Source organism: Legionella drozanskii LLAP-1 (assembly GCF_001467585.1).
Classification (GTDB): Bacteria; Pseudomonadota; Gammaproteobacteria; order Legionellales; family Legionellaceae; genus Tatlockia; species Tatlockia drozanskii.
The window spans coordinates 155,312-173,848 of the sequence record NZ_LNXY01000031.1 but is presented as its reverse complement, the minus strand read 5'-3'; the positions used below and the strand labels follow the sequence as shown (position 1 = coordinate 173,848).

The window sequence follows — 18,537 nt, the reverse complement described above, 5'->3', positions numbered from 1 at the left end:
TTAGATCTTAATGGATAAAATTAACTCATATGATATACTCCTCCCACCCCACGCTCCCGTGGATTCTCTTGGAGATTCATATATGAAATTAGTCCATTTTGCTCTTTTATCAGCGATGTTTAGTGGAAGCTTAATAGCACAGGATGTAAAAATCGTGGGCACTTTCACGCAGTCAGTGAAAATTCCTCATGCGCAAGCCCTGAAAAATGCGCCTAGAGATGCTGCTGATTCAATTGAAAAAATTTCTTTATTGAAAGTCGAACTTTCTGATAAAGCAAAGCAAGCCCTTGCTAACAAAGCAAACAATGCTTTATCCCATACACGACAATTTGCTGCGACTAAACTAGAGTCCACCTATCCTGAACAAGTGCAGTTGGGAATGAATAACGTGCCCGTGTTAAATCAAGGAATGCATGGAACTTGCGTAACTTTTGCTGTGACCGCAGCGATTGATGCAGCACTTAAACAAGGCGACTATGTGAGTCAATTATGTTCACTGCAATTGGGTAACTACTTAGAGCAAAATGCTTATTTCATCAGTGGTTGGGAAGGTTCTTGGGGACGTTATGTTTTAAGTCAGATTGAGATGTTTGGCGTTGTTAACAAAGAACAGCAACAAACTCAGGGTTGTGCTGGATTGAACACCTATCCAATGAATGACACTGCCGATATTCAAGGCGCTATGTCAGTAGAAGACTATCGTCAAATGAGCGAAGATTTAAATGAAAAAGTTCTTTGGTCCCCTGTTCTAGATGTTTATGAAGCACTAAATGATCGTATTGATACTAATAAAACAATTAATAACATTAAAGCCTCGTTAAATGCCGGTGATCGCTTAACTTTTGGCATATTATTACTTGATTTTGATTTAGGATTTATGGGAGCTGTGGGTAAAAATCAAACTGAAGGTGATACTTGGGTTTTAACACCAGAAATTGCAAGAGATGTTTATTTAAGACCCAATTTTGGTGGTCATGAAATGGTAATCACCGGTTATGACGATAATGCGGTTGCAAAAGATGATCAAGGTCGTGAGCATCGTGGTCTGTTTACCTTACGTAACTCATGGGGTAAAAAAGTAGGAAACCAGGGCGATTTTTACATGTCTTATGATTACTTCAAGTTGCTTGCTCTCGAAGTGGCTAGAGTCCGTGATTTGTCAGTATATGAAAATACTGCAGTTAAGTCTGCTTAGACCCTACTACTCTTTTATCGTCTGCCCCGGTTGCTTAAAACCGGGCAGAATTGCCGCCTCCACTGTGATACTCTGATATATATTATGATGAGTTGAGGTAGGTTTTTGATGAAAGTTGTAATTAAGGTCGGAACGCAAAGTATCTTAGCAAATGATGGAACACCTTACGAACCAATTGTCCGACACTTAGTTGAGCAAATTGCAACGATGCAAAAAGCGGGGCATCATGTTGTCTTGGTAAGTTCAGGTGCTGTGGGTTCAGGGCGAAAAATAGCTCGGCAATTTTTGAGCCGTCAATATGGAAGTTCTATTGGAGAAAAACAGGTTTTAGCCGCTTTAGGTCAACATGAATTAATGAATGTTTATGCTGCAATGTTTAAAACGCACCATCTCCTCGCAGCCCAATTACTTCTGACCAAGCAGGATTTTCAAACGCGACAACATTATCTGAATATTGCCAGGCTACTGCGCGAGATCTTAGAGCAAAAAAATATTATTCCTATCATCAATGAGAATGATAGCGTTGCAATTGAAGAGCTGATGTTTACCGATAATGATGAGCTCGCCGGACTGATTGCCGCTCAAATGAATGCGGATAAGTTAATTATTTTAAGTAACGTTGAAGGCGTATATAGCGGACATCCCGATGAAGCAGGGGCTCAATTTATTCCTGTTATTCGTTACGAAGAGGATTGGCCTGAAGTTTCTGCCATGAAAAGCACTCAGGGTCGTGGAGGTATGATTTCTAAACTTGGAACTGCACGAAAAATGTCAAGTTTAGGCATCACAACCCATATCGCAACCATCGAGAAACCTTCGGTTGTTATGCGTATCATCGCAGAAGAACAACTAGGGACAACGATTTTACCAAGTAAGAAAAAATCAAATATCAAACGATGGATAGCTTATAGTGGTGAAAAAAAAACCGGTTCAATTTCAATTAATTCAGGTTTATTCACTATTCTAAAAGAAAATAAACGAGTAATTAGTATCTTGCCTGTAGGGATAGAATCATGCAAAGGTGACTTTAAAAAAGGTGACGTGGTAGAAATTCTAACACCAGATGGCCAAAAAATTGGTGTTGGTCTTGCCAAATATGATGTTAATAAACTCCGCGAATATTTGGGGCAGAAGGATAGGCCCGATTTTATACATTATGATCATTTGCATATTTTCTAGGAGATTGTAGTGATTGATGAAAATGAAATAATAGGCCAATTAAACCTTGTTAGAGAATCAAGTCACGATTTGGTTGCTTTAAATGAGGAAAAGCGAACAAACGTTTTATTGAGACTTGCAGAGAATTTGCGAAAACAAGCTGCAAAAATAATAGAAGAAAACCAAAAAGATTTAGCTCTAATGCCCATAGAAGATCCGCGATATGACAGGCTGTTGCTAACCGAAGAGAGAATTTTTTCTATAGCCGATGATGTCGAGCGAGTTGCTTCATTAGCCCAACCACTCAATAAAATCATCGAAGATAAAACGAGGCCAAATGGTTTACGAATTCAACGAATTACAGTTCCTCTTGGTGTCGTAGCTGTCATTTATGAGTCGAGGCCAAATGTGACCATTGATGTTTTTGCTTTAGCCTTCAAAACTGGAAATGCCTGCGTTTTAAAAGGCGGTAAAGAAGCACATCATAGTAATAAATGGCTTACTGAGCTCATCAAACAAACGTTGGAAGACCAGGAAATTGATAGTCAGGTCATCTATTTATTACCTGCTCAGCGCGAGGCAACTCGTTTATTGTTGAACGCGAGAAATTTAATTGATGTCTGTATTCCTCGAGGTAGTCAAAGCTTAATTAATTTTGTGCGGGAACATGCCAAAATTCCAGTGATCGAAACAGGCGCTGGGATAGTGCACACTTATTTTGATGCAAGCGGCGATGTAGAAAAAGCTCGATTAATTATCAACAATGCAAAGACAAGAAGAGTAAGCGTTTGTAATGCATTAGACACCTTAATAATCCATGAAAAATCCCTTGCCCATTTATCTAAAATAGTTGAATTATTGCCTGAAAAACAGGTTGAAATTTTTGCGGATGAATTAAGTTATCAAGCGCTTCAATCGTCTTACCCTAGTAACTTACTTCATAAAGCCAGCCCTGAAGATTTTGGGCAAGAATTTCTTTCTTATAAAATGTCAATAAAAACAGTAGACTCCATAGAGAAAGCGGTTGAGCACATCATGCGGTATACCTCGGGACATAGTGAGGCAATTATTGCTGAAGATCATCAAGCCATTTCTTATTTTCTTACTCAAGTTGATGCAGCTGCCGTGTATGTCAATGCATCAACCGCATTTACCGATGGAGGCGAATTTGGGATGGGTGCTGAGATAGGGATAAGTACACAAAAATTACATGCTCGAGGCCCAATGGCTTTAGAAGCCTTAACCAGTTATAAATGGTTGATTGTAGGGGACGGACAAATTCGAGCTTAATAGGACTTGATATGGTAAGAATTGCTCTGACTAATCAAAACAGCAACTCGCCTTATAAAACGGCGATTGTGGATCTTTCTGAGCGCACTTGCTTACTCAACCATGAAGATAAAATTAATTTATATTATTTTAAAAAATTGGATTTTTCCCATCCTTTATTGAGTGAAACCTCAGACCATTCACCAACAAATTCCTATTGCTATCACTTTGATAATTTTGCCGATTTATGGTTAGCGCCAAGACAAGTTTATGGGACTCTTATTCATAATAATGATTCGACTGATAGTGAGTTTGAGATTTTGCCTTCGCCATCCTTTTATAAATTGAAAACAAGCTATCAAATTCCATTTTCTCTTGATTATCATAAGGAAGCGAATGAGAAAATCAGCGTCAATCAATTAAATAATATTGTAAGTAATTTTTCTGCTTTTCAATTTCAGTTTCAGGATAAATTAATTATTAAATCACGATTTCATTATAGGGATTTACCTGCTGAAGTGGATGGTGATTCACTGTATAGCAAAGATGATAAGATAATGAAATTACTCGAGCAAGCCGATAATTTTGAAGCATTAGAGTTACGCTATATCAATCATTTTATTGGATTTGGTGTCTTTGCTCGACAAGAAATTAGCAAAGGAGCTTGTGTTTCATTTTATTACGGGATGAAAAAAATAAGGCCCCAAAATCTAAATTATTATTTCTATCCAAAGTTAGATAGTTTTAATATGGGTATTGATGCAAGAGAATGTGGAAATATAGCAAGATTTATAAATCATGCCCCTAATGCGGAAGATATTCCTACTTCTACTTTTATGGCAGCGAACCTTATCTCAACAAGCTATACTATTTTCGGTATAGAAGTGATGGCTTTTTTTGCACTTCGAGATATTAAAAAAGGGGAGCAATTATTGTTTAATTACAGTAAAAAATATTTTGATAAGATGGAACTTTTTAAGTTTAAACTAGATGGTAATTTGGTTAATTTTAATGATGAAAAATTAGCTGATAACCGCGAGCAACGAATTACTACATTAAGAGTATTTGCTCGCAATGGTATAAAACAAGCGCTTTTCAAATTAATTAAGCATTATTCGCTAGTCATTCTCGCCATCTTAATATTTGGATTAGTTTTAAACTACCTAACCTTTAACACAAACTAATGGCTCTAGGCGCACCACCTTTTTGGCTAAATTGGCATGATGCGCCGCATCGACAACCAGAGTAACATCTTTATAAGCCCCAGGTGCTTCTTCGGCAACCCCACGATAGGAACTACTTCGAATCAGGATCCCTCGCTCTGCTAATTGTTCGATGATCTGATTGCCACGCCATTTTTTCATTGCCTGATGACGACTCATAGCTCGTCCTGCACCATGACAAGCAGAGCTAAAGGATTTTTTTTCAGCCATTGTTGTTCCCACTAAAACATAAGAAGCGGTGCCCATGCTACCTCCAATAATGACCGGTTGGCCAACATGGATGAAATCGTTTGGCAATTCTTGGTTCCCAGGACCTAGTGCCCGCGTGGCACCTTTGCGATGAACGAATAGTCGTGTTTTTTTCCCATTAATTTCATGCCATTCTTCTTTGCAAATATTATGAGAGACATCATAAACCAAGCCGATTTTGGTTCCGGGCATAATATCTTGGAAGGTTTCGCGCAGAAAATGGGTCAAAATTTCACGATTGGCTAGAGCACAATTACCCCCGGCTCGCATTGCCCCCAAATAATTTTCACCTAACGGGGATAGAATTGGCGCGCAGGCCAATTCGCGATCACCTAATTTAATTCCGTAGCGTTCTGCATGAATGGTCATCGAGCGTAAATAATCTGTCCCGATTTGATGGCCTAAGCCTCGTGAACCACAGTGGATACTCACTACTATATCCCCTTGTCTCAGACCAAATGCCTTCGCTGCCTCTGGATGATATACTTTAGTAACTTCTTGAATTTCAAGATAATGATTACCAGAACCTAAAGAACCCATTTCTTCTTTTTGTCGCTCTTTGGCATGCTCAGAGACTTGCTCTGGCATGGCCCCTTCAAGGCAGCCTCGGTCTTCAATTCGTTCAAGATCTTCACGTTCACCATAGCCTTGCTGCACTGCCCATTTAGCGCCTCCTACCAGCATAGCCTCCATGCTTTTTTTGTTTAATTTAATACGGCTTTTGCTACCAACCCCTGCCGGAATGCGCGCAAATAAGGCGTCCGCTAATTGTTCTTTAAATGGCTCAAACTCTGTGCGGTTAAGGCCTGTAGTTAATAGTCTCACTCCGCAGAGGATGTCAAAACCCACTCCACCAGCAGAAATAATTCCCTCTTTTTCAGGGTCAAAAGCTGCGACGCCCCCGATGGGAAAGCCATAGCCCCAATGCGCGTCCGGCATTGCTAATGCGCCACCGACAATACCTGGTAATTTGGCGACATTGGCTAATTGTTCATAAACTTTCAAATCCATGTCGCTAAGCAGTGCTTCAGATGCGAAAATAACAGCCGGTACTCGCATAGATTGGTGCGGGGCAATTTGCCATTCGTAATCGCTTATTTTTTCGAATAACTTGAGATCCATCGTTAATCCTAAACGTCAACAATACACTGGGCAATCCATGTATCGTTCTCTTGATAAACTTTTAATTCAGCGTAAGTAGCTCCTTTAACACCGACTGCAGGTTGATGCCGAAGTCTATTGAGCTTTTCTCCTTTAATAAGCGCTTCCAAACTTAACTCATTTATTTGCACATGAAATTCAGAGAACAATAGATTAAGAGTATCCATCTTATAAATAATAGCATTTAGCCAATCAGCAAATAGAATTTCTACATCAGGAGCGCTGCACGAGATGCATATTTCTTGTGTGGCATGAATGGTATTGCTGTCAGTGACTACATTGGTTAGCGCAAGCGCTCCCATTTCGAAAGCACTTGTTAGAGAGGGGCCTATTCCTCGTATGCCAATATCCGCTTTATGGGCAAAGTGCTCCCATTTTTTCTTAGTCACTGGTTATTTCCTTAAACGTTGCAAGCATATTGGTGTAATAAATAGTCGTTTTACTTTCAAAGGCAGAATCAGTTCCCAGCACTAACCATAGCTCGCCCTTTGAATTAGAGGTCACTCTGTAGTTACTTGATTGATTGGCCAAGGTTTTGAGCCTATAAAGAGAGTTTTGAGTATCCACGCCAATAGAGCCTAACAAGATCATATCTTTACCATCAGCTAGTTGATTGCCTTTATCAAGGACCATTCTATAAAAATTTGCTTCATCTAAATATCGTTGAGGCTCTTCAGTAACTGCACCTATTTTTAGATAAACAGAAGAATCCGAACCGCCTGTACCAATGCCATCAGCAGCCCCATTACTCGCAAATTCGACAGAAAAATGCACTTGATAATTTGTATTCGCTTTAAGCCCATCTAACTTCTTATAAGCGTACATAAATAAATCATCGCTGTGATTGTTGCCTGATATTTTTAAACTCCGTGAGGTAGTCGTAATCTCTGTGGGCAAGGGAGCCTCTTCTACAAATTGCAGCTCATAAAAATCTTCTTCCCCATTAGGATAATCGGCAAAAGAAACCTTAAATTGATCTTCTTTAGAGAAAGTAAATTTATAAGTTTTTATTGAAAATGGTTTGTTATTTTCAGAATAGGTGAAAGAAGAAAATAATATGAAACAGAAAGATACACTGAAGAAAAAAGTAAGTTTTTTCATGAGAATTCTCTTAATTTTTAATGTAAAAAAGAGAAGGGATTGTAACAACTTAATCAAACAATTGCTCTATTTTTGGCTAATTAAGCTGGTTTTGACGCGGCCTCTAGGGTATATATATTGCATCGTAGATGGGGGCCTTGGCTCAACAATTCATTAACCCCCAGAATCTTGGGCCAAGATCCTGGGGTATCTTCACTTTTTTTTGAACAAAAATAGGTGTTGCTCCAATCAATAGCTCGATCCGTTCGGGCTGAAGAAGCGCATAGCGCTGTCTCGAAGCCTTGGTGCAAGCCTCCCTTCGAGTGCCTCAGGACAGGCCCTTCGAGTGCCTCAGGACAGGTCTTCGAGTGCCTTAGGACAGGCGTTCGAGACGTCGCTGGCGCTCCTCCTCAGGCTGAACGGTTCAGTAAAACACTGGATTTGGCTCGAAATAGTATTCAAAAAAAGTGAAGATCTCTCAAGCCAAGGTCCAGCCTATTCTGGCTTATTAGCGAGAAACACCCCATATTGGACCCTATTTTGCGCAAAGGCTTCTCGCATTAATTTAACTTGTTTCGCGAAGCGAAAGCCACGCCAGCCCCCAACTCTAATAATCTGTAGAAAATTGTAGGCTTGTAAAAGAGTTATTCCTACATCCCAACTTTGTTTGACGAAAGAGGACCAATTTTCTGCGGTTTTTAAAATAAATTGCTGTTTATTGATGAGCTGCTGATAGCATTTAATTGTTGGCATATAAGGAAGATCGAAAGCCAAGCAGAGTTTTTGGTATTTTTTGGCAAATTTGCCGGAATACTCTTCTTCACTCGAACACCAAGTTGCCAACATGAGTTTGCCTCCAGGCTTTAATACACGATAGGCTTCTTGAAGAAATAGGTTCTTATCAAAAAATTGCTCACAACTTTCTAAAGACCAGACAATGTCAAAGGATTCATTGGGCATACTTTTTAAATCCAGCGCATCCTCTACGATAAAACTGACATTTTTAATATTCATTTCTTGAGATTGTTGGGTTGCTATCCCCACTTGTTTGGGACTGAGGGTAATTCCTGTCACTTCTGCCTGATAATTTTGCGCCAAATAAAGACTAGAGCCACCCATACCACAACCAACGTCTAAAATTTTATCATTTGCCGTGATTTCAAGCAGGTTAGCTAATTTTTTGATTAGTATTTCTTGTGCGTCTTGCGGATCAATCGCCTGAGAATCCTCATAATATCCGTGATGAATATGTGGTCCCCAGACAAGACGCCAGCCTTCAGATAATTGATCCCAGTAATTAGCAATTTTATGAGTTATTTTATTTCGATGAAGAATAATGGGATGATCGGTCCTGATATGCATAATCATTGCTTCCAATTTAATGAGTGAGTGACGTCCTGTGTTAGCAAGCATACTATTCCTATCTGAATGGGTATAGTCCAATTTGCAGATCTTTATTATGTTTTATTTTGCATTTTTATCAGTTTGCAAATAAAATAAACAACTATTAGCTATTAGTGCGATTTTCAATGCGAGTATTGCGTTACCCGAGTTATATTTTTGAAGTTGTTGGATGGTTAACCGCTTTAATTCTCCCGGCTCTCCTTGCCTATTTTCTCCGTGAAACAACGATGAATTGGGCATGCACCAATTTTGTGGTTATTTTTTCAGCGGCTCTGGTCATGTGGATATTTCGATTACTTCCGGAATATGTTCCAGCAGTTTTTGTGATTTTAGCAACAATGTTGTTGGGATTAGCCCAGCAAACAGTTCTTTTATCAGGTTTTGGTTCCGATAGTTTCTTTTTAGCCTTGGGTGTTTTTGGCATTGGTGCGGTTTTAGTGAAATCGCGGCTTTTTTATCGATTATCTTTGCTTATTCTAAATCATTTACCTAGAAATAAATTTTTACTCCAGATCGTTTTATTCTTTATCGGCGTTTTGCTAACACCAGTGATGACCGCGCAAAGTGCTCGTGTGTCATTAATTGCGCCACTTCTTGAAAATATGCGGAAAACGGCAGGACTTAGCCCGCGCAGTATTGCAGCGAATAGCCTTGCTTGTTCAGCATTTAATGGTTGTATCTTATTATCGGTGATGTTTCTGACGGGTAAATCCAGCAATTTCGTTCTTTTTGGGATGTTACCAGAACAGGCGCAATGGCAGTATGGTTGGATGAATTGGCTTATAGTTTCCTCTGTTCCTGGTGCTTTATTAGTTATTTCCTTTTTTGTTTTACTCCTTATTCAATTTCGCAGTCATGATTCTTTAATAGTTAACTCATTAGAAATAAGACGCGAACTCGATTTAATGGGCAGCTTAACAGTCCATGAGTGGGCTGCCATTCTAAGTATTGTTGCCTTAATTTTAGGCTTAGCTTTTTCATCCTTACATCAAATTCCGAGTGCTTGGGTTAGTTTTGCAATTTTCTTTATTTTATTGACTTCAGGTGTTTTGAATAAAGAGGATTTTAAAAACGGCATTAATTGGCCTTTTCTGTTTTATCTGGGGGCGATTATTGGCATTATGCGCTGTGTCCAGGAAATTGGTATTGAAGCATGGATAATTAATTATTTATCTTGGCTTGGTGATATTGCCTATCATCAACAGATTTTATTTATTGTTTTAGTGTATCTCATTAGTTGGCTAGGTGGTTTATTATTTGGCACCATGGCTGCACCGGCCCTCATGTTTACCCTTTTAATGCCCGTTGCGCAACAGGCGATGGTGAATGCTTGGCTTGTTGCTTTCATTATTTTAATGGCAACAGAAGCATGGGTCTTTCCTTATCAATCCAGTTATTATCTATGTTTTGAAGAATGGGCTAAGGAAAGCCAAGCTTATGATCTTAGAAAAACGCTGTCGGTTAATGCTTGTTTTTCTGTATTGCGTCTTCTTGCAATTTTACTGAGTATTCCATTCTGGCAAAGAATTGGGGTGCTATGAGCATTAAAAATTTAACAACCTTATGCACAGGTTTATTTTTATTAATTGTTTTTTCTTTTCTAGCTTATCAGCGGGTGCATAAACCGCGAATTTTTGTTTTGCATAGCTACAACGTCAATATGCCTTGGGTACAAAGTTTAAACCAGGGGGTTAGAGCGGTTTTTGGTGATAAAGCTTATATCAGCTTACGTCATTATTATATGAATACTAGGCAGCCGAATTCGAAAGATTATATGGAACGTGTCTCTAAAGTTATTAAGTCAACGATAGAAGCTTGGCGACCTGACATTCTTATCGCTTTTGATGATGATGCTCAAAGTTTAGCCGTTCGTGAATTTGGGCATTCACCAAGCATTAAGGTCATTCTGGCAGGAATCACAGATTCTAGACGCTGGCTAGAGTATGATCATACGCCTAATGTCACAGGAATTACCGAGCAAATACCAGTGAAAGCGATTCGAGAAATTTTATCCCTCATGTTTCGCAACCAAAAACGCATCTATTATTTATCGGACAATTCTACGGTCGCTAAAACCCTCGATAAATCAATTACGAAAGCAGATTGGGGGTCTTTTGAATTAGTTGCTCATAAGCGAGTGAAGACTTTTGATCAATGGAAAGCTGCGGTACAAGAAGCAGAAAAAAAAGCCGATATTTTATTGGTTTCAGTCTATTACACCATCATCGATGGCAATAAGCAGGTCAACCCTAGAGAATTAGTCCGCTGGATGAACGAACATAGCTCTATTCCTGTTGTTGGGGTGTATGAAGCTTTTATTATTGATGGAGGCATGCTAGCCATTGCAATTTCGAGTATGGAGCAAGGTTTTACCGCAGCCTGGTTAGCACTGAACATCATCGAAAAGAAACTGACTATTCAAGAAATTCCGTTATTACATGGCAAAACTTTTTCACTTTTTATGCAAAAAGATATGCTCTTGAAACGCTTTCCCTATGTGCACATTCCAGTAATTCTTGAGGCGTTTTCCAAATCACACTGGAGTTTAGATACACTCTCATCGCCCGAGCTAGAAATTTCGGGAATGGAAAAATTGCGTTTAAAAACAGGTAAAAATGAAATAATCAGTTAATCCTGTGCCTATTTATGCAGTTGCTAAATTTCTTTCCAATCCATATTCTTTCGGCAAATGCTTTAAAATAACAAGCAATGAAATGAAGGCGCAAAACATAACGTAATAAGCAATCATCAAGGTATTAAAACGATTAATTAACCAGGTATTAATTGCCGGAGAAAAACCGCCTACCAAAGCCATACTGATGTTGTAAGCCATAGAAATGCCTGTATAACGACCTTTGCCTGAAAACATTTCGGCCATTACTACAGGCGTGACAGCTTGCTCGGCGCTATAAAAGATAATTAGTGGGAGTAATACCCACCAAGCCGGAGTCGTTTGTAGCATCCAGAAACTTGGGAGTGCAAAGATTAGATATCCCGTCGTTGAGAAAATTAAAATTGTTTTACGACCCATTTTATCTGAAATATACGCAAATACAGGTACAAATAATAATGAAATAACAATGAATAAGGTTTGTATTCCATAAGCTTGTTGCAGGGGCAAACCCAAAAATTCGTGTAAATAGGTGGAGAGATAGCCCATCAAGGTATAGCTACCGCAAGCACTAATAAACAACAATAAGATGATATGAATCATAGGTCGAAGCTGTTGCTTAAATACATATTTAAGGGGTAAATATTTTTCGTGGATATTGCACTGTAGCTGCAAAAAAGTTTCTGATTCAGACAGGTCGCGTCTTAGCCACAATCCTATCCCCCCTAGTACTCCTCCCGAGATAAAAAGAATTCGCCAACCGTAGGTCGCTAATGCTTCCTTGCCAATTATTGTACTCAAAGTCGTGCAAGCAAGAATAGCGGTTAAGACGCCTATATTGGAGCCATTGTTAGTCATACTACTAATTAGTGCACGATGTTTAGCCTGTGCCGATTCTGAGAGATAAATCATTGAGCCAGCGAACTCCCCACCGATACAAAATCCTTGCAGCAACCGGCAAATAATTAATAATAGAGGAGCTACTACTCCTACTTGCTGATAACTAGGTAGTAATCCAGTGAGCATAGAGCATATGGACATCAGCAAAATAGTAAATTTAAGTGTTTGCGCACGCCCGAATCGATCACCCAAATGCCCTAAAACAATGGAGCCTAAAGGACGAACAATAAATCCTGCAGCAAAAACTAGCATGGTAGCTAGTAGACTAGTGATGGGATTTTGATCGGGGAAGAATAAACTTGCAATGACCGGAGACAAATAGGCAAATAAACTAAATTCATACCATTCAAGCGCATTCCCTATGATGCAAGCAACTATGCTTCGGTATTTTTTCACGAATTAATTGTATAGAAACAGAGACTTTGCGTGGCAGTATAGCAGTTTAAAGGTTACACTGTATAGAGTGAGAGCATCTTGTTACTCTAGCCTACTAATCCCCAGGGTTTTGACCAAAGGAATACGCTTGAGCCTATTAGAGAAATCTCTCAGACAGTTGCTACGACCCAAAAATTGGGGCACTAGCCCCTCAGTACTAGGACCAGCAATATGAAAGATCAATTAACCGATTTGATTGTTCAAAGGTTAAAAGAGACGCGGGAAGATTTAAAAAGGCAATTTTCCCAAGAACATCCGATTAAAGTTGTGCGCCATTTTGTACTCGATAATGTTCTTCCGACTGAAATTGCAGAGAAAATTTATGCTAGTTTTCCTAAACCAAAGAAAATGCATGTATTAAGCAGTTTTGGTCAATTGAAATTAAAGTTTAGCCATCTTAAAGATACCTCTCCTCTTATCAAAGATATTAACTCTGCTATTCAGGATCCGCGAGTGGTTGCTGAGGTAGAAGAGATCACAGGGATTAAAAACCAAATTCCAGACCCCTCTCGCTTTGCTGGTGGGATTAGTACTTTGCTCAAAGGGCATTATATTAACCCTCATTTGGATAACTCACACGATGTGGAGAGAAAATTCTATCGTACTGTCAATATTCTTTTCTACGTTTCGCCAAATTGGACACTTGAAAATGGCGGAAATTATGAGTTGTGGGATGAGTCAATTCAAAATCAAATTGTCGTGCCTTGCCTTTTCAATCGTCTACTTGTCATGGAAACAAATCATCGCTCTTGGCATTCCGTGAATCGAGTTTTATGCGATGCTCCTCGCTGCTGTGTTTTTAATTATTTTTTTTCTGAACAATCCCCTGAAGGCAAAGACTATTACAACCTTACACTTTACAGACCTCGCCCTGAGCAAAAGATTCGCCGAATCATCGCGCAGCTAACAGATAAAGTCCTAAACAAGTTCAGGTCAAATGACACTGGAAATTGATGTAGCTGGAAAACAATATATTGAAATTGCTTTACTGCAAGCTTGCCAAACAGTGAGTGTCTTAGTGAGGCACAAAGACACAGGAAAATTGCTTTCCATGCCCATTCATATTAGCCGGTTACAATTTCTACCACAGCCTAAGTAAAGCATATGGTTTCTGTTGATCAATCTGAATGAGTAATAAGTGGCATTATCAAGAAACCAGAAGCAACAGACTACAAAGCCTTATCAAACCGAGAGAGGAACCAGTCTAACCCAATGAAAAAATCTATATAGAGGCAGCAGAGGATAATTTTTTATATCTTGCCTTTGGCAATCAATAAAGTGACATCTATTTGATCAAACTGATCTTTTTGATATAATACTGTTTTATTTTAGAGAATCAAATATGATATTGAATAAATCAGATTATACCCCAGAACATTTATGGGAACTTATTACTAAACAAATATTAGAAGGAGATTACACCAATCATGATTTGTTGCTAGAGTTAATCGTCTCTGATACAGATATGCGAAATGGTTTTCAAGATCAAAAAAGAGAAATAGAGCAGCAAGCCAGCACTAATTCTAATGCTCAGTATCTAACCGCTATATTTGCACCAGACCTTCCCTCGAGGATATCTTTGTTCGATAAAGCTATCGAGATGGAGAATACAAAAGCTATGATTATTCGCGCCATGTTGTATCTCGAAGACTCAGATACTGTAGTAACAAAAGTTGATAAAGTAGAGGGTTTTAAGCTTATGAAACGAGCCATTGAATTAGGAGACTCAGAGGCTATGTTTGTGCACGCTTTACTAAACACAAATAAAGCCAATAATAAATATGTAGCTAGTTCACCTAAATTCAAAAAGGCGGTGGAAGAAGCGATCCTACTTCTGGAGACCGCCATACAATTAGAAAATCCAAAAGCCATGTTGATGTTTGCTAAAATGCACTCAGAAAAAAAATGGGGAATATTCAATTTAGCAAAAGCAATTTGGCTTTATGAAAAAGCAGAAAGATTTGGATGCTCAGACCCTGAATTGGGGAAAAGATACAACTCCATTGATAAGGAGTTAGCTCAAGATTTACTAAATTTAATTTGGGATGAGCTAATAGCAGGACAACCTTTTTCTCCCTCAACTATTAGCAATTTAAGCGCCTATTGCAAAGATACGATTATTTCTCGTTTAAAAGATGCCCCTCAAGGTTCAAGTCTTCGTTTTTTAAAAGCTTTAAAAGACAATCCTCATCATCCCTTATGTTTAATCCTAAATAATGGCAAAACAGATGTAATGAGCGAGGAATTTAAATCATTGATGAATCATGCTAGATCTGTGGTGTTGACGAGGGAAACTTTTTTTAAATTACAAAGCAACTCCGTTGTAAATCAAATACCTGCGGAGGTAGAAGCACATATCCTTTCATTTCTGGATATTTAAGGCAACTATTAGACTGATCCCTTCCCAAGGAGGGATCGATAAAATGGACAGCTTATTGTGATGTTTTTAGAGAGGAGAGTAAGCGCTCAGTTGTGAAAAAAACATAACGGTCGAATTGGCTATCTGTTGATTGTGTTCCTTCTAAGGAGGCTCGCAATGCTTAACGGGCAAACTGTTCCTTACTATAGGTGACGCGAGCGGCGATAGGTTCTGGGCCGTGTGCGGCTCTGCCTTCAATGAGTTTGTAACGAGAAAGGCCACCCTCGCGATTAGCAATTTGGATATTTAAACCAGGGCGTGCGTTAAGTTCTAACATAAGAGGGCCGTGATCTTTATCAAGAACAATGTCAACACCGAGATAACCAAGCCCAGTTAATTCATAGCAACTTGCTGCAATTTCTAGAATTTTGTCCCAATAAGGCACGGTGATATCGACAATCGGCGCTAAGGTATCTGGATGAAAGTCAATGGCATCATTATGGAAAACGCCGCCTAGAGTTTTTCCAGTAGCCAAATCAATACCTACACCGATAGCACCCTGATGAAGATTCGCTTTGCCGCCGGACAAGCGTGTTGGTAAACGTGCCATTGCCATGGCGGGATAACCTAATAAAGTAATAATGCGGATATCAGGAATTCCTTCATAGCTGACTTCTTTAAATACAGGATCGACCACAACGCGATGTTCAATAATGGCGTAATCAGCATGTCCACCTAAACTATAAGCGCCTGAGAGTAAGCGAGATAAATGATGACTCATTTCATTAGTGGTTATAAGTTTGCCATTGATTTGGCGATAGCGTCCGAAAACACGGTCAGCAATAACTATAATACCGTCACCTCCGGCCCCGTGTGCAGGTTTGATTACAAAATCTTTATAAGGCTCTAGGATTTTTTCGATATTCTTAATTTGATGTTCGCTTTCGATAATTTCATAGAGTTTGGGTACGGCTATCCCTGCTTGAAGAGCTAAGCGCTTAGTCTGGAGTTTGTCATCAACAAGGGGATAACGTTTGCGACTGTTATATCGAAGCACATAATCACTATTACGTTGATTAATACTTAAAATACCCCGCTGCCGCAAGCGACTATATAACTTCCACATCACTCTTTCCCCGCAAGTGCTTTAAAGCGAAATAGCTCGAAAAGCCTATAACCACGGTATTGGCCAAACCACAAAATCAACGCAAGCAATACGAGTAAAAGTTCAGGGAATGCAAAGACTAAATATTGCATTGGTGCATAATTCATTGCACCGTAGGCGATTACCGCCGCAATGAGACTTCCTGCGCCCGATTTAATGGCTTCAGAAGCACCTCGTTCATCCCAGGTGATGCACATGCGTTCAATAGTCATCGTGAGGATAACCATGGGGAATAAGGCGACCGATAAGCCTGAATCTAAGCCTAGATTTTGACTGATCACACTGATAAAGATCATTAATAAAATAACGACCGTAAGAATTGCAGCAAGTCGCGGCACTAGAAGTAAACGAAGCTGGTCTAGATAAAAACGTGCTAGCAGGCCAAAAGAGACAATAATGGTGAAAAGAGTGATTCCCCAAATAACATGAGTTTCACGAAAAGCTAAAGCAATCAGCACTGGCATAAAAGTACCAAAGGTTTTTAGCCCAATAAAATTACGTAATAACAAAATAATAAATGCACCAATGGGGACGGTAAGCAAGATTTTATAAATTTCTTGCACATTAACGGGTAACTGCAATAAGGAAAAACGTAATAATTGAGAGTCGGTTTGTAAGCCCCGTGCTTTGGCAATAGTTAAGGCATTGATCGGTGTTGGAGAGACAGTAAGGTTGAATACCGGTTTTTTACCACCGACTACTTCCTGGACTGGATCAAAGCCATATTGCCAGACTAAAAAATCTTTAGGAAAACCTGCTCCGCCAGTACGGGGATTAATATAGGTCCATTCTTTGCCGTTATGAACGACCATGAATGATTTTAAGTCGGCTTTATTTTGTTTGCCTAAATAGACGCCCTTAACGGGCATGGCATAAATTTTGGCTTGATTTAAAACAGTAATGGCCGCAGTGATGACATTGTCATCGGTAAAATCATTACCCACCAACAATTTCGCATTACCGTCGCGTTTGTTGAGTTCTTTGATTGTTCCTTGCGCAAACGTTTGAATATCCGCCGATGATTGACGGACTTGGTTCGTAATAGCATCAACTGCAGAACGTTGCGTTTCTATAAGAGGTTGCGCTTTTACAACGGGTGGTTTATTAGTGAGAGACGATTCATTGTTATCTATTTCACGAAAAATGGCGCGATAGTACAGAGATTGGTCACCGGAACTTCGTCGAAGGGACCATACGGTTTGACGATTATAACCACTTAAATTAGTCGTTACTCCATAATTGTGGGATACAAAGTACTCATCCAAAATAGCAAAATAGGGCGGCATATAAGGGATAGTAAAGCTTGCTTTCACTGGCGTGTTGCGATCAGCAACAAAACGTAAATTAGCCTCCACCATCCAGCTATTCACCGTTTCCGTATCGGTGAGGGGCACATCAAGGACAAGATGTCGATATAGAAAAAGTCCTATACCTAGGACAAACAGACTTATTATTAAGCCATACACATGACGTTTATTTGACTTCATTTTTTACCACTTTCTGGGTTTTGATCAAGAATGCATGGCTTGGGTCAACTAGACCATCAAAGGCAATGATTGCATCTCTACCTAGAAGTAGTGGGTAATTAAAGCGTTTTCGATTGGTTAGATTGACAGGAATATTACGAACCTTATTGCCGATTTGAATACGCATCAGCACAACCGGCCGTTTAATCGGGGCAGTTTTGTTTTGTGAGGATAAATTTTCCCCGACGCGTACTTTAATTTTTACTTTACCCAAGTACTCTGAGGTAAATTCTACTTCCTCTGTTTTACCAGGAACTTTAAAGCGTAAATAAGGCTTGCCATTTTGTTCGACTTCTCGGATATCTACTGCACTCAGCGAAGCTGATTTTGCACCAGTATCAAATTTTGCCGACAAGGTCATTCCTTTATCAATAAGTGTTGCTTTTTCAACATAGCCATAAACTATTTTTGTATCAGCCGCCATGGAAAATCCTGATAGCAATAATAAAATCACACAAGAAAAACTACGCAAATTCATTAACAAACCTTTAAACTAACTTGCAAATAGCCTAATGCTAGCAGATTTGTAGGCTAACGCACAGTGGTAATTATAAAAGGAAGCACTCAAATTTAGCGAGATAAGCCAATTGAGAATACGGTTTGAATTATTAACTAATAAAAGACTATTTACATCGGGGTCCAAAATGCCCAAGCAATAGGTAGTAAGTTCATTTTTTGCCAAAACTTTGCATTAGAGATAGAGCTTTTCCCGTAAACTTTATGATAAAATTGTCGATGGGCATATATATTTTGTTCTAATTTAATTCAACATGAAAATTTAGTTGTCAATTGCTCCTAGAGT

General features: G+C 39.2%; 17 protein-coding genes. 9 read left to right on the top strand and 8 right to left on the bottom strand.

What is annotated here, in order from left to right:
- Positions 1–82 precede the first annotated feature (82 nt).
- The 4 genes from Ldro_RS14230 to Ldro_RS14215 all read left to right on the top strand — a co-directional run bounded on the left by Ldro_RS14230 (position 83) and on the right by Ldro_RS14215 (position 4,806).
- A complete protein-coding gene (locus Ldro_RS14230; RefSeq protein WP_058497095.1) occupies positions 83–1,195 on the top strand; it encodes a C1 family peptidase in 1,113 nt (370 codons plus the stop codon).
- A 108-nt stretch (positions 1,196–1,303) separates the two neighbouring features.
- A complete protein-coding gene (proB, locus tag Ldro_RS14225) occupies positions 1,304–2,374 on the top strand; it encodes a glutamate 5-kinase (protein WP_058497094.1) in 1,071 nt (356 codons plus the stop codon).
- A gap of 9 nt (positions 2,375–2,383) precedes the next feature.
- On the top strand, positions 2,384–3,643 hold the full coding sequence (locus tag Ldro_RS14220) for a glutamate-5-semialdehyde dehydrogenase (RefSeq protein WP_058497093.1): 1,260 nt from the start codon (positions 2,384–2,386) through the stop codon (positions 3,641–3,643).
- An 11-nt stretch (positions 3,644–3,654) separates the two neighbouring features.
- The gene (locus tag Ldro_RS14215) at positions 3,655–4,806 is read left to right on the top strand and encodes an SET domain-containing protein-lysine N-methyltransferase (protein WP_058497092.1); all 1,152 of its coding nucleotides are present in this window, start codon (positions 3,655–3,657) and stop codon (positions 4,804–4,806) included.
- Here Ldro_RS14215 and Ldro_RS14210 read toward each other — a convergent pair.
- The 4 genes from Ldro_RS14210 to Ldro_RS14195 all read right to left on the bottom strand — a co-directional run bounded on the left by Ldro_RS14210 (position 4,786) and on the right by Ldro_RS14195 (position 8,748).
- Positions 4,786–6,216 carry an RtcB family protein gene (locus Ldro_RS14210; protein ID WP_058497091.1) on the bottom strand — a complete coding sequence of 477 codons (1,431 nt, stop codon included), beginning with the start codon at positions 6,214–6,216 and terminating at the stop codon, positions 4,786–4,788. The genes Ldro_RS14215 and Ldro_RS14210 overlap by 21 nt on opposite strands.
- An 8-nt stretch (positions 6,217–6,224) precedes the next feature.
- Positions 6,225–6,644, bottom strand: a complete 420-nt coding sequence (locus Ldro_RS14205; RefSeq protein ID WP_058497090.1) for an archease — start codon at positions 6,642–6,644, stop codon at positions 6,225–6,227.
- Positions 6,637–7,356, bottom strand: coding sequence for a hypothetical protein (locus tag Ldro_RS14200; RefSeq protein ID WP_058497089.1), 720 nt, complete (start codon positions 7,354–7,356; stop codon positions 6,637–6,639). Before Ldro_RS14200 ends, Ldro_RS14205 begins: the two co-directional genes overlap by 8 nt.
- A gap of 474 nt (positions 7,357–7,830) precedes the next feature.
- Positions 7,831–8,748, bottom strand: coding sequence for a methyltransferase domain-containing protein (locus Ldro_RS14195; protein ID WP_058497088.1), 918 nt, complete (start codon positions 8,746–8,748; stop codon positions 7,831–7,833).
- Positions 8,749–8,864: 116 nt separating this feature from the next.
- Between Ldro_RS14195 and Ldro_RS14190 the strand changes: the two genes are divergently transcribed.
- Entirely contained in the window at positions 8,865–10,280 is a 1,416-nt protein-coding gene (locus tag Ldro_RS14190) for an SLC13 family permease (protein WP_058497087.1), read from the top strand.
- A complete protein-coding gene (locus Ldro_RS14185) occupies positions 10,277–11,371 on the top strand; it encodes an ABC transporter substrate-binding protein (protein WP_058497086.1) in 1,095 nt (364 codons plus the stop codon). The genes Ldro_RS14190 and Ldro_RS14185 overlap by 4 nt, the downstream gene beginning before the upstream one ends.
- A gap of 12 nt (positions 11,372–11,383) precedes the next feature.
- Here the strand turns inward: Ldro_RS14185 and Ldro_RS14180 are convergent, their stop codons facing one another.
- A complete protein-coding gene (locus Ldro_RS14180) occupies positions 11,384–12,646 on the bottom strand; it encodes an MFS transporter (RefSeq protein WP_058497085.1) in 1,263 nt (420 codons plus the stop codon).
- Positions 12,647–12,856: 210 nt separating this feature from the next.
- On the opposite strand from Ldro_RS14180, the gene Ldro_RS14175 reads away from it, so the two are divergent.
- The 3 genes from Ldro_RS14175 to Ldro_RS14170 all read left to right on the top strand — a co-directional run bounded on the left by Ldro_RS14175 (position 12,857) and on the right by Ldro_RS14170 (position 15,065).
- The gene (locus Ldro_RS14175; RefSeq protein ID WP_058497084.1) at positions 12,857–13,639 is read left to right on the top strand and encodes a 2OG-Fe(II) oxygenase; all 783 of its coding nucleotides are present in this window, start codon (positions 12,857–12,859) and stop codon (positions 13,637–13,639) included.
- Positions 13,623–13,784, top strand: coding sequence for a hypothetical protein (locus tag Ldro_RS16395; protein ID WP_157066493.1), 162 nt, complete (start codon positions 13,623–13,625; stop codon positions 13,782–13,784). Before Ldro_RS14175 ends, Ldro_RS16395 begins: the two co-directional genes overlap by 17 nt.
- A gap of 243 nt (positions 13,785–14,027) precedes the next feature.
- Positions 14,028–15,065 carry a tetratricopeptide repeat protein gene (locus tag Ldro_RS14170; RefSeq protein ID WP_058497083.1) on the top strand — a complete coding sequence of 346 codons (1,038 nt, stop codon included), beginning with the start codon at positions 14,028–14,030 and terminating at the stop codon, positions 15,063–15,065.
- A gap of 160 nt (positions 15,066–15,225) precedes the next feature.
- On the opposite strand, the gene Ldro_RS14165 is transcribed toward Ldro_RS14170, so the two are convergent.
- The 3 genes from Ldro_RS14165 to Ldro_RS14155 are packed head-to-tail and all read right to left on the bottom strand — an operon-like array spanning position 15,226 to position 18,213.
- Positions 15,226–16,170, bottom strand: coding sequence for an alpha-L-glutamate ligase-like protein (locus Ldro_RS14165; RefSeq protein WP_058497082.1), 945 nt, complete (start codon positions 16,168–16,170; stop codon positions 15,226–15,228).
- The gene (locus Ldro_RS14160) at positions 16,170–17,696 is read right to left on the bottom strand and encodes an inactive transglutaminase family protein (protein WP_058497081.1); all 1,527 of its coding nucleotides are present in this window, start codon (positions 17,694–17,696) and stop codon (positions 16,170–16,172) included. Before Ldro_RS14160 ends, Ldro_RS14165 begins: the two co-directional genes overlap by 1 nt.
- Positions 17,683–18,213 carry an ATP-dependent zinc protease family protein gene (locus Ldro_RS14155; RefSeq protein ID WP_058497080.1) on the bottom strand — a complete coding sequence of 177 codons (531 nt, stop codon included), beginning with the start codon at positions 18,211–18,213 and terminating at the stop codon, positions 17,683–17,685. Before Ldro_RS14155 ends, Ldro_RS14160 begins: the two co-directional genes overlap by 14 nt.
- Positions 18,214–18,537 lie beyond the last annotated feature (324 nt).

What these genes read in the sequence shown, in the direction of transcription:
- Ldro_RS14190 (WP_058497087.1), top strand. Translation starts at nt 8,865, where the DNA reads ATGCGAGTATTGCGTTACCCGAGTTATATTTTTGAAGTTGTTGGATGG.
- Ldro_RS14155 (WP_058497080.1), bottom strand. Translation starts at nt 18,213, where the DNA reads ATGAATTTGCGTAGTTTTTCTTGTGTGATTTTATTATTGCTATCAGGA.
- Ldro_RS14195 (WP_058497088.1), bottom strand. Translation starts at nt 8,748, where the DNA reads ATGCTTGCTAACACAGGACGTCACTCACTCATTAAATTGGAAGCAATG.
- Ldro_RS14215 (WP_058497092.1), top strand. Translation starts at nt 3,655, where the DNA reads ATGGTAAGAATTGCTCTGACTAATCAAAACAGCAACTCGCCTTATAAA.
- Ldro_RS14210 (WP_058497091.1), bottom strand. Translation starts at nt 6,216, where the DNA reads ATGGATCTCAAGTTATTCGAAAAAATAAGCGATTACGAATGGCAAATT.
- Ldro_RS14185 (WP_058497086.1), top strand. Translation starts at nt 10,277, where the DNA reads ATGAGCATTAAAAATTTAACAACCTTATGCACAGGTTTATTTTTATTA.
- Ldro_RS14200 (WP_058497089.1), bottom strand. Translation starts at nt 7,356, where the DNA reads ATGAAAAAACTTACTTTTTTCTTCAGTGTATCTTTCTGTTTCATATTA.
- Ldro_RS14230 (WP_058497095.1), top strand. Translation starts at nt 83, where the DNA reads ATGAAATTAGTCCATTTTGCTCTTTTATCAGCGATGTTTAGTGGAAGC.
- proB (WP_058497094.1), top strand. Translation starts at nt 1,304, where the DNA reads ATGAAAGTTGTAATTAAGGTCGGAACGCAAAGTATCTTAGCAAATGAT.
- Ldro_RS14170 (WP_058497083.1), top strand. Translation starts at nt 14,028, where the DNA reads ATGATATTGAATAAATCAGATTATACCCCAGAACATTTATGGGAACTT.
- Ldro_RS14175 (WP_058497084.1), top strand. Translation starts at nt 12,857, where the DNA reads ATGAAAGATCAATTAACCGATTTGATTGTTCAAAGGTTAAAAGAGACG.
- Ldro_RS14165 (WP_058497082.1), bottom strand. Translation starts at nt 16,170, where the DNA reads ATGTGGAAGTTATATAGTCGCTTGCGGCAGCGGGGTATTTTAAGTATT.
- Ldro_RS16395 (WP_157066493.1), top strand. Translation starts at nt 13,623, where the DNA reads ATGACACTGGAAATTGATGTAGCTGGAAAACAATATATTGAAATTGCT.
- Ldro_RS14160 (WP_058497081.1), bottom strand. Translation starts at nt 17,696, where the DNA reads ATGAAGTCAAATAAACGTCATGTGTATGGCTTAATAATAAGTCTGTTT.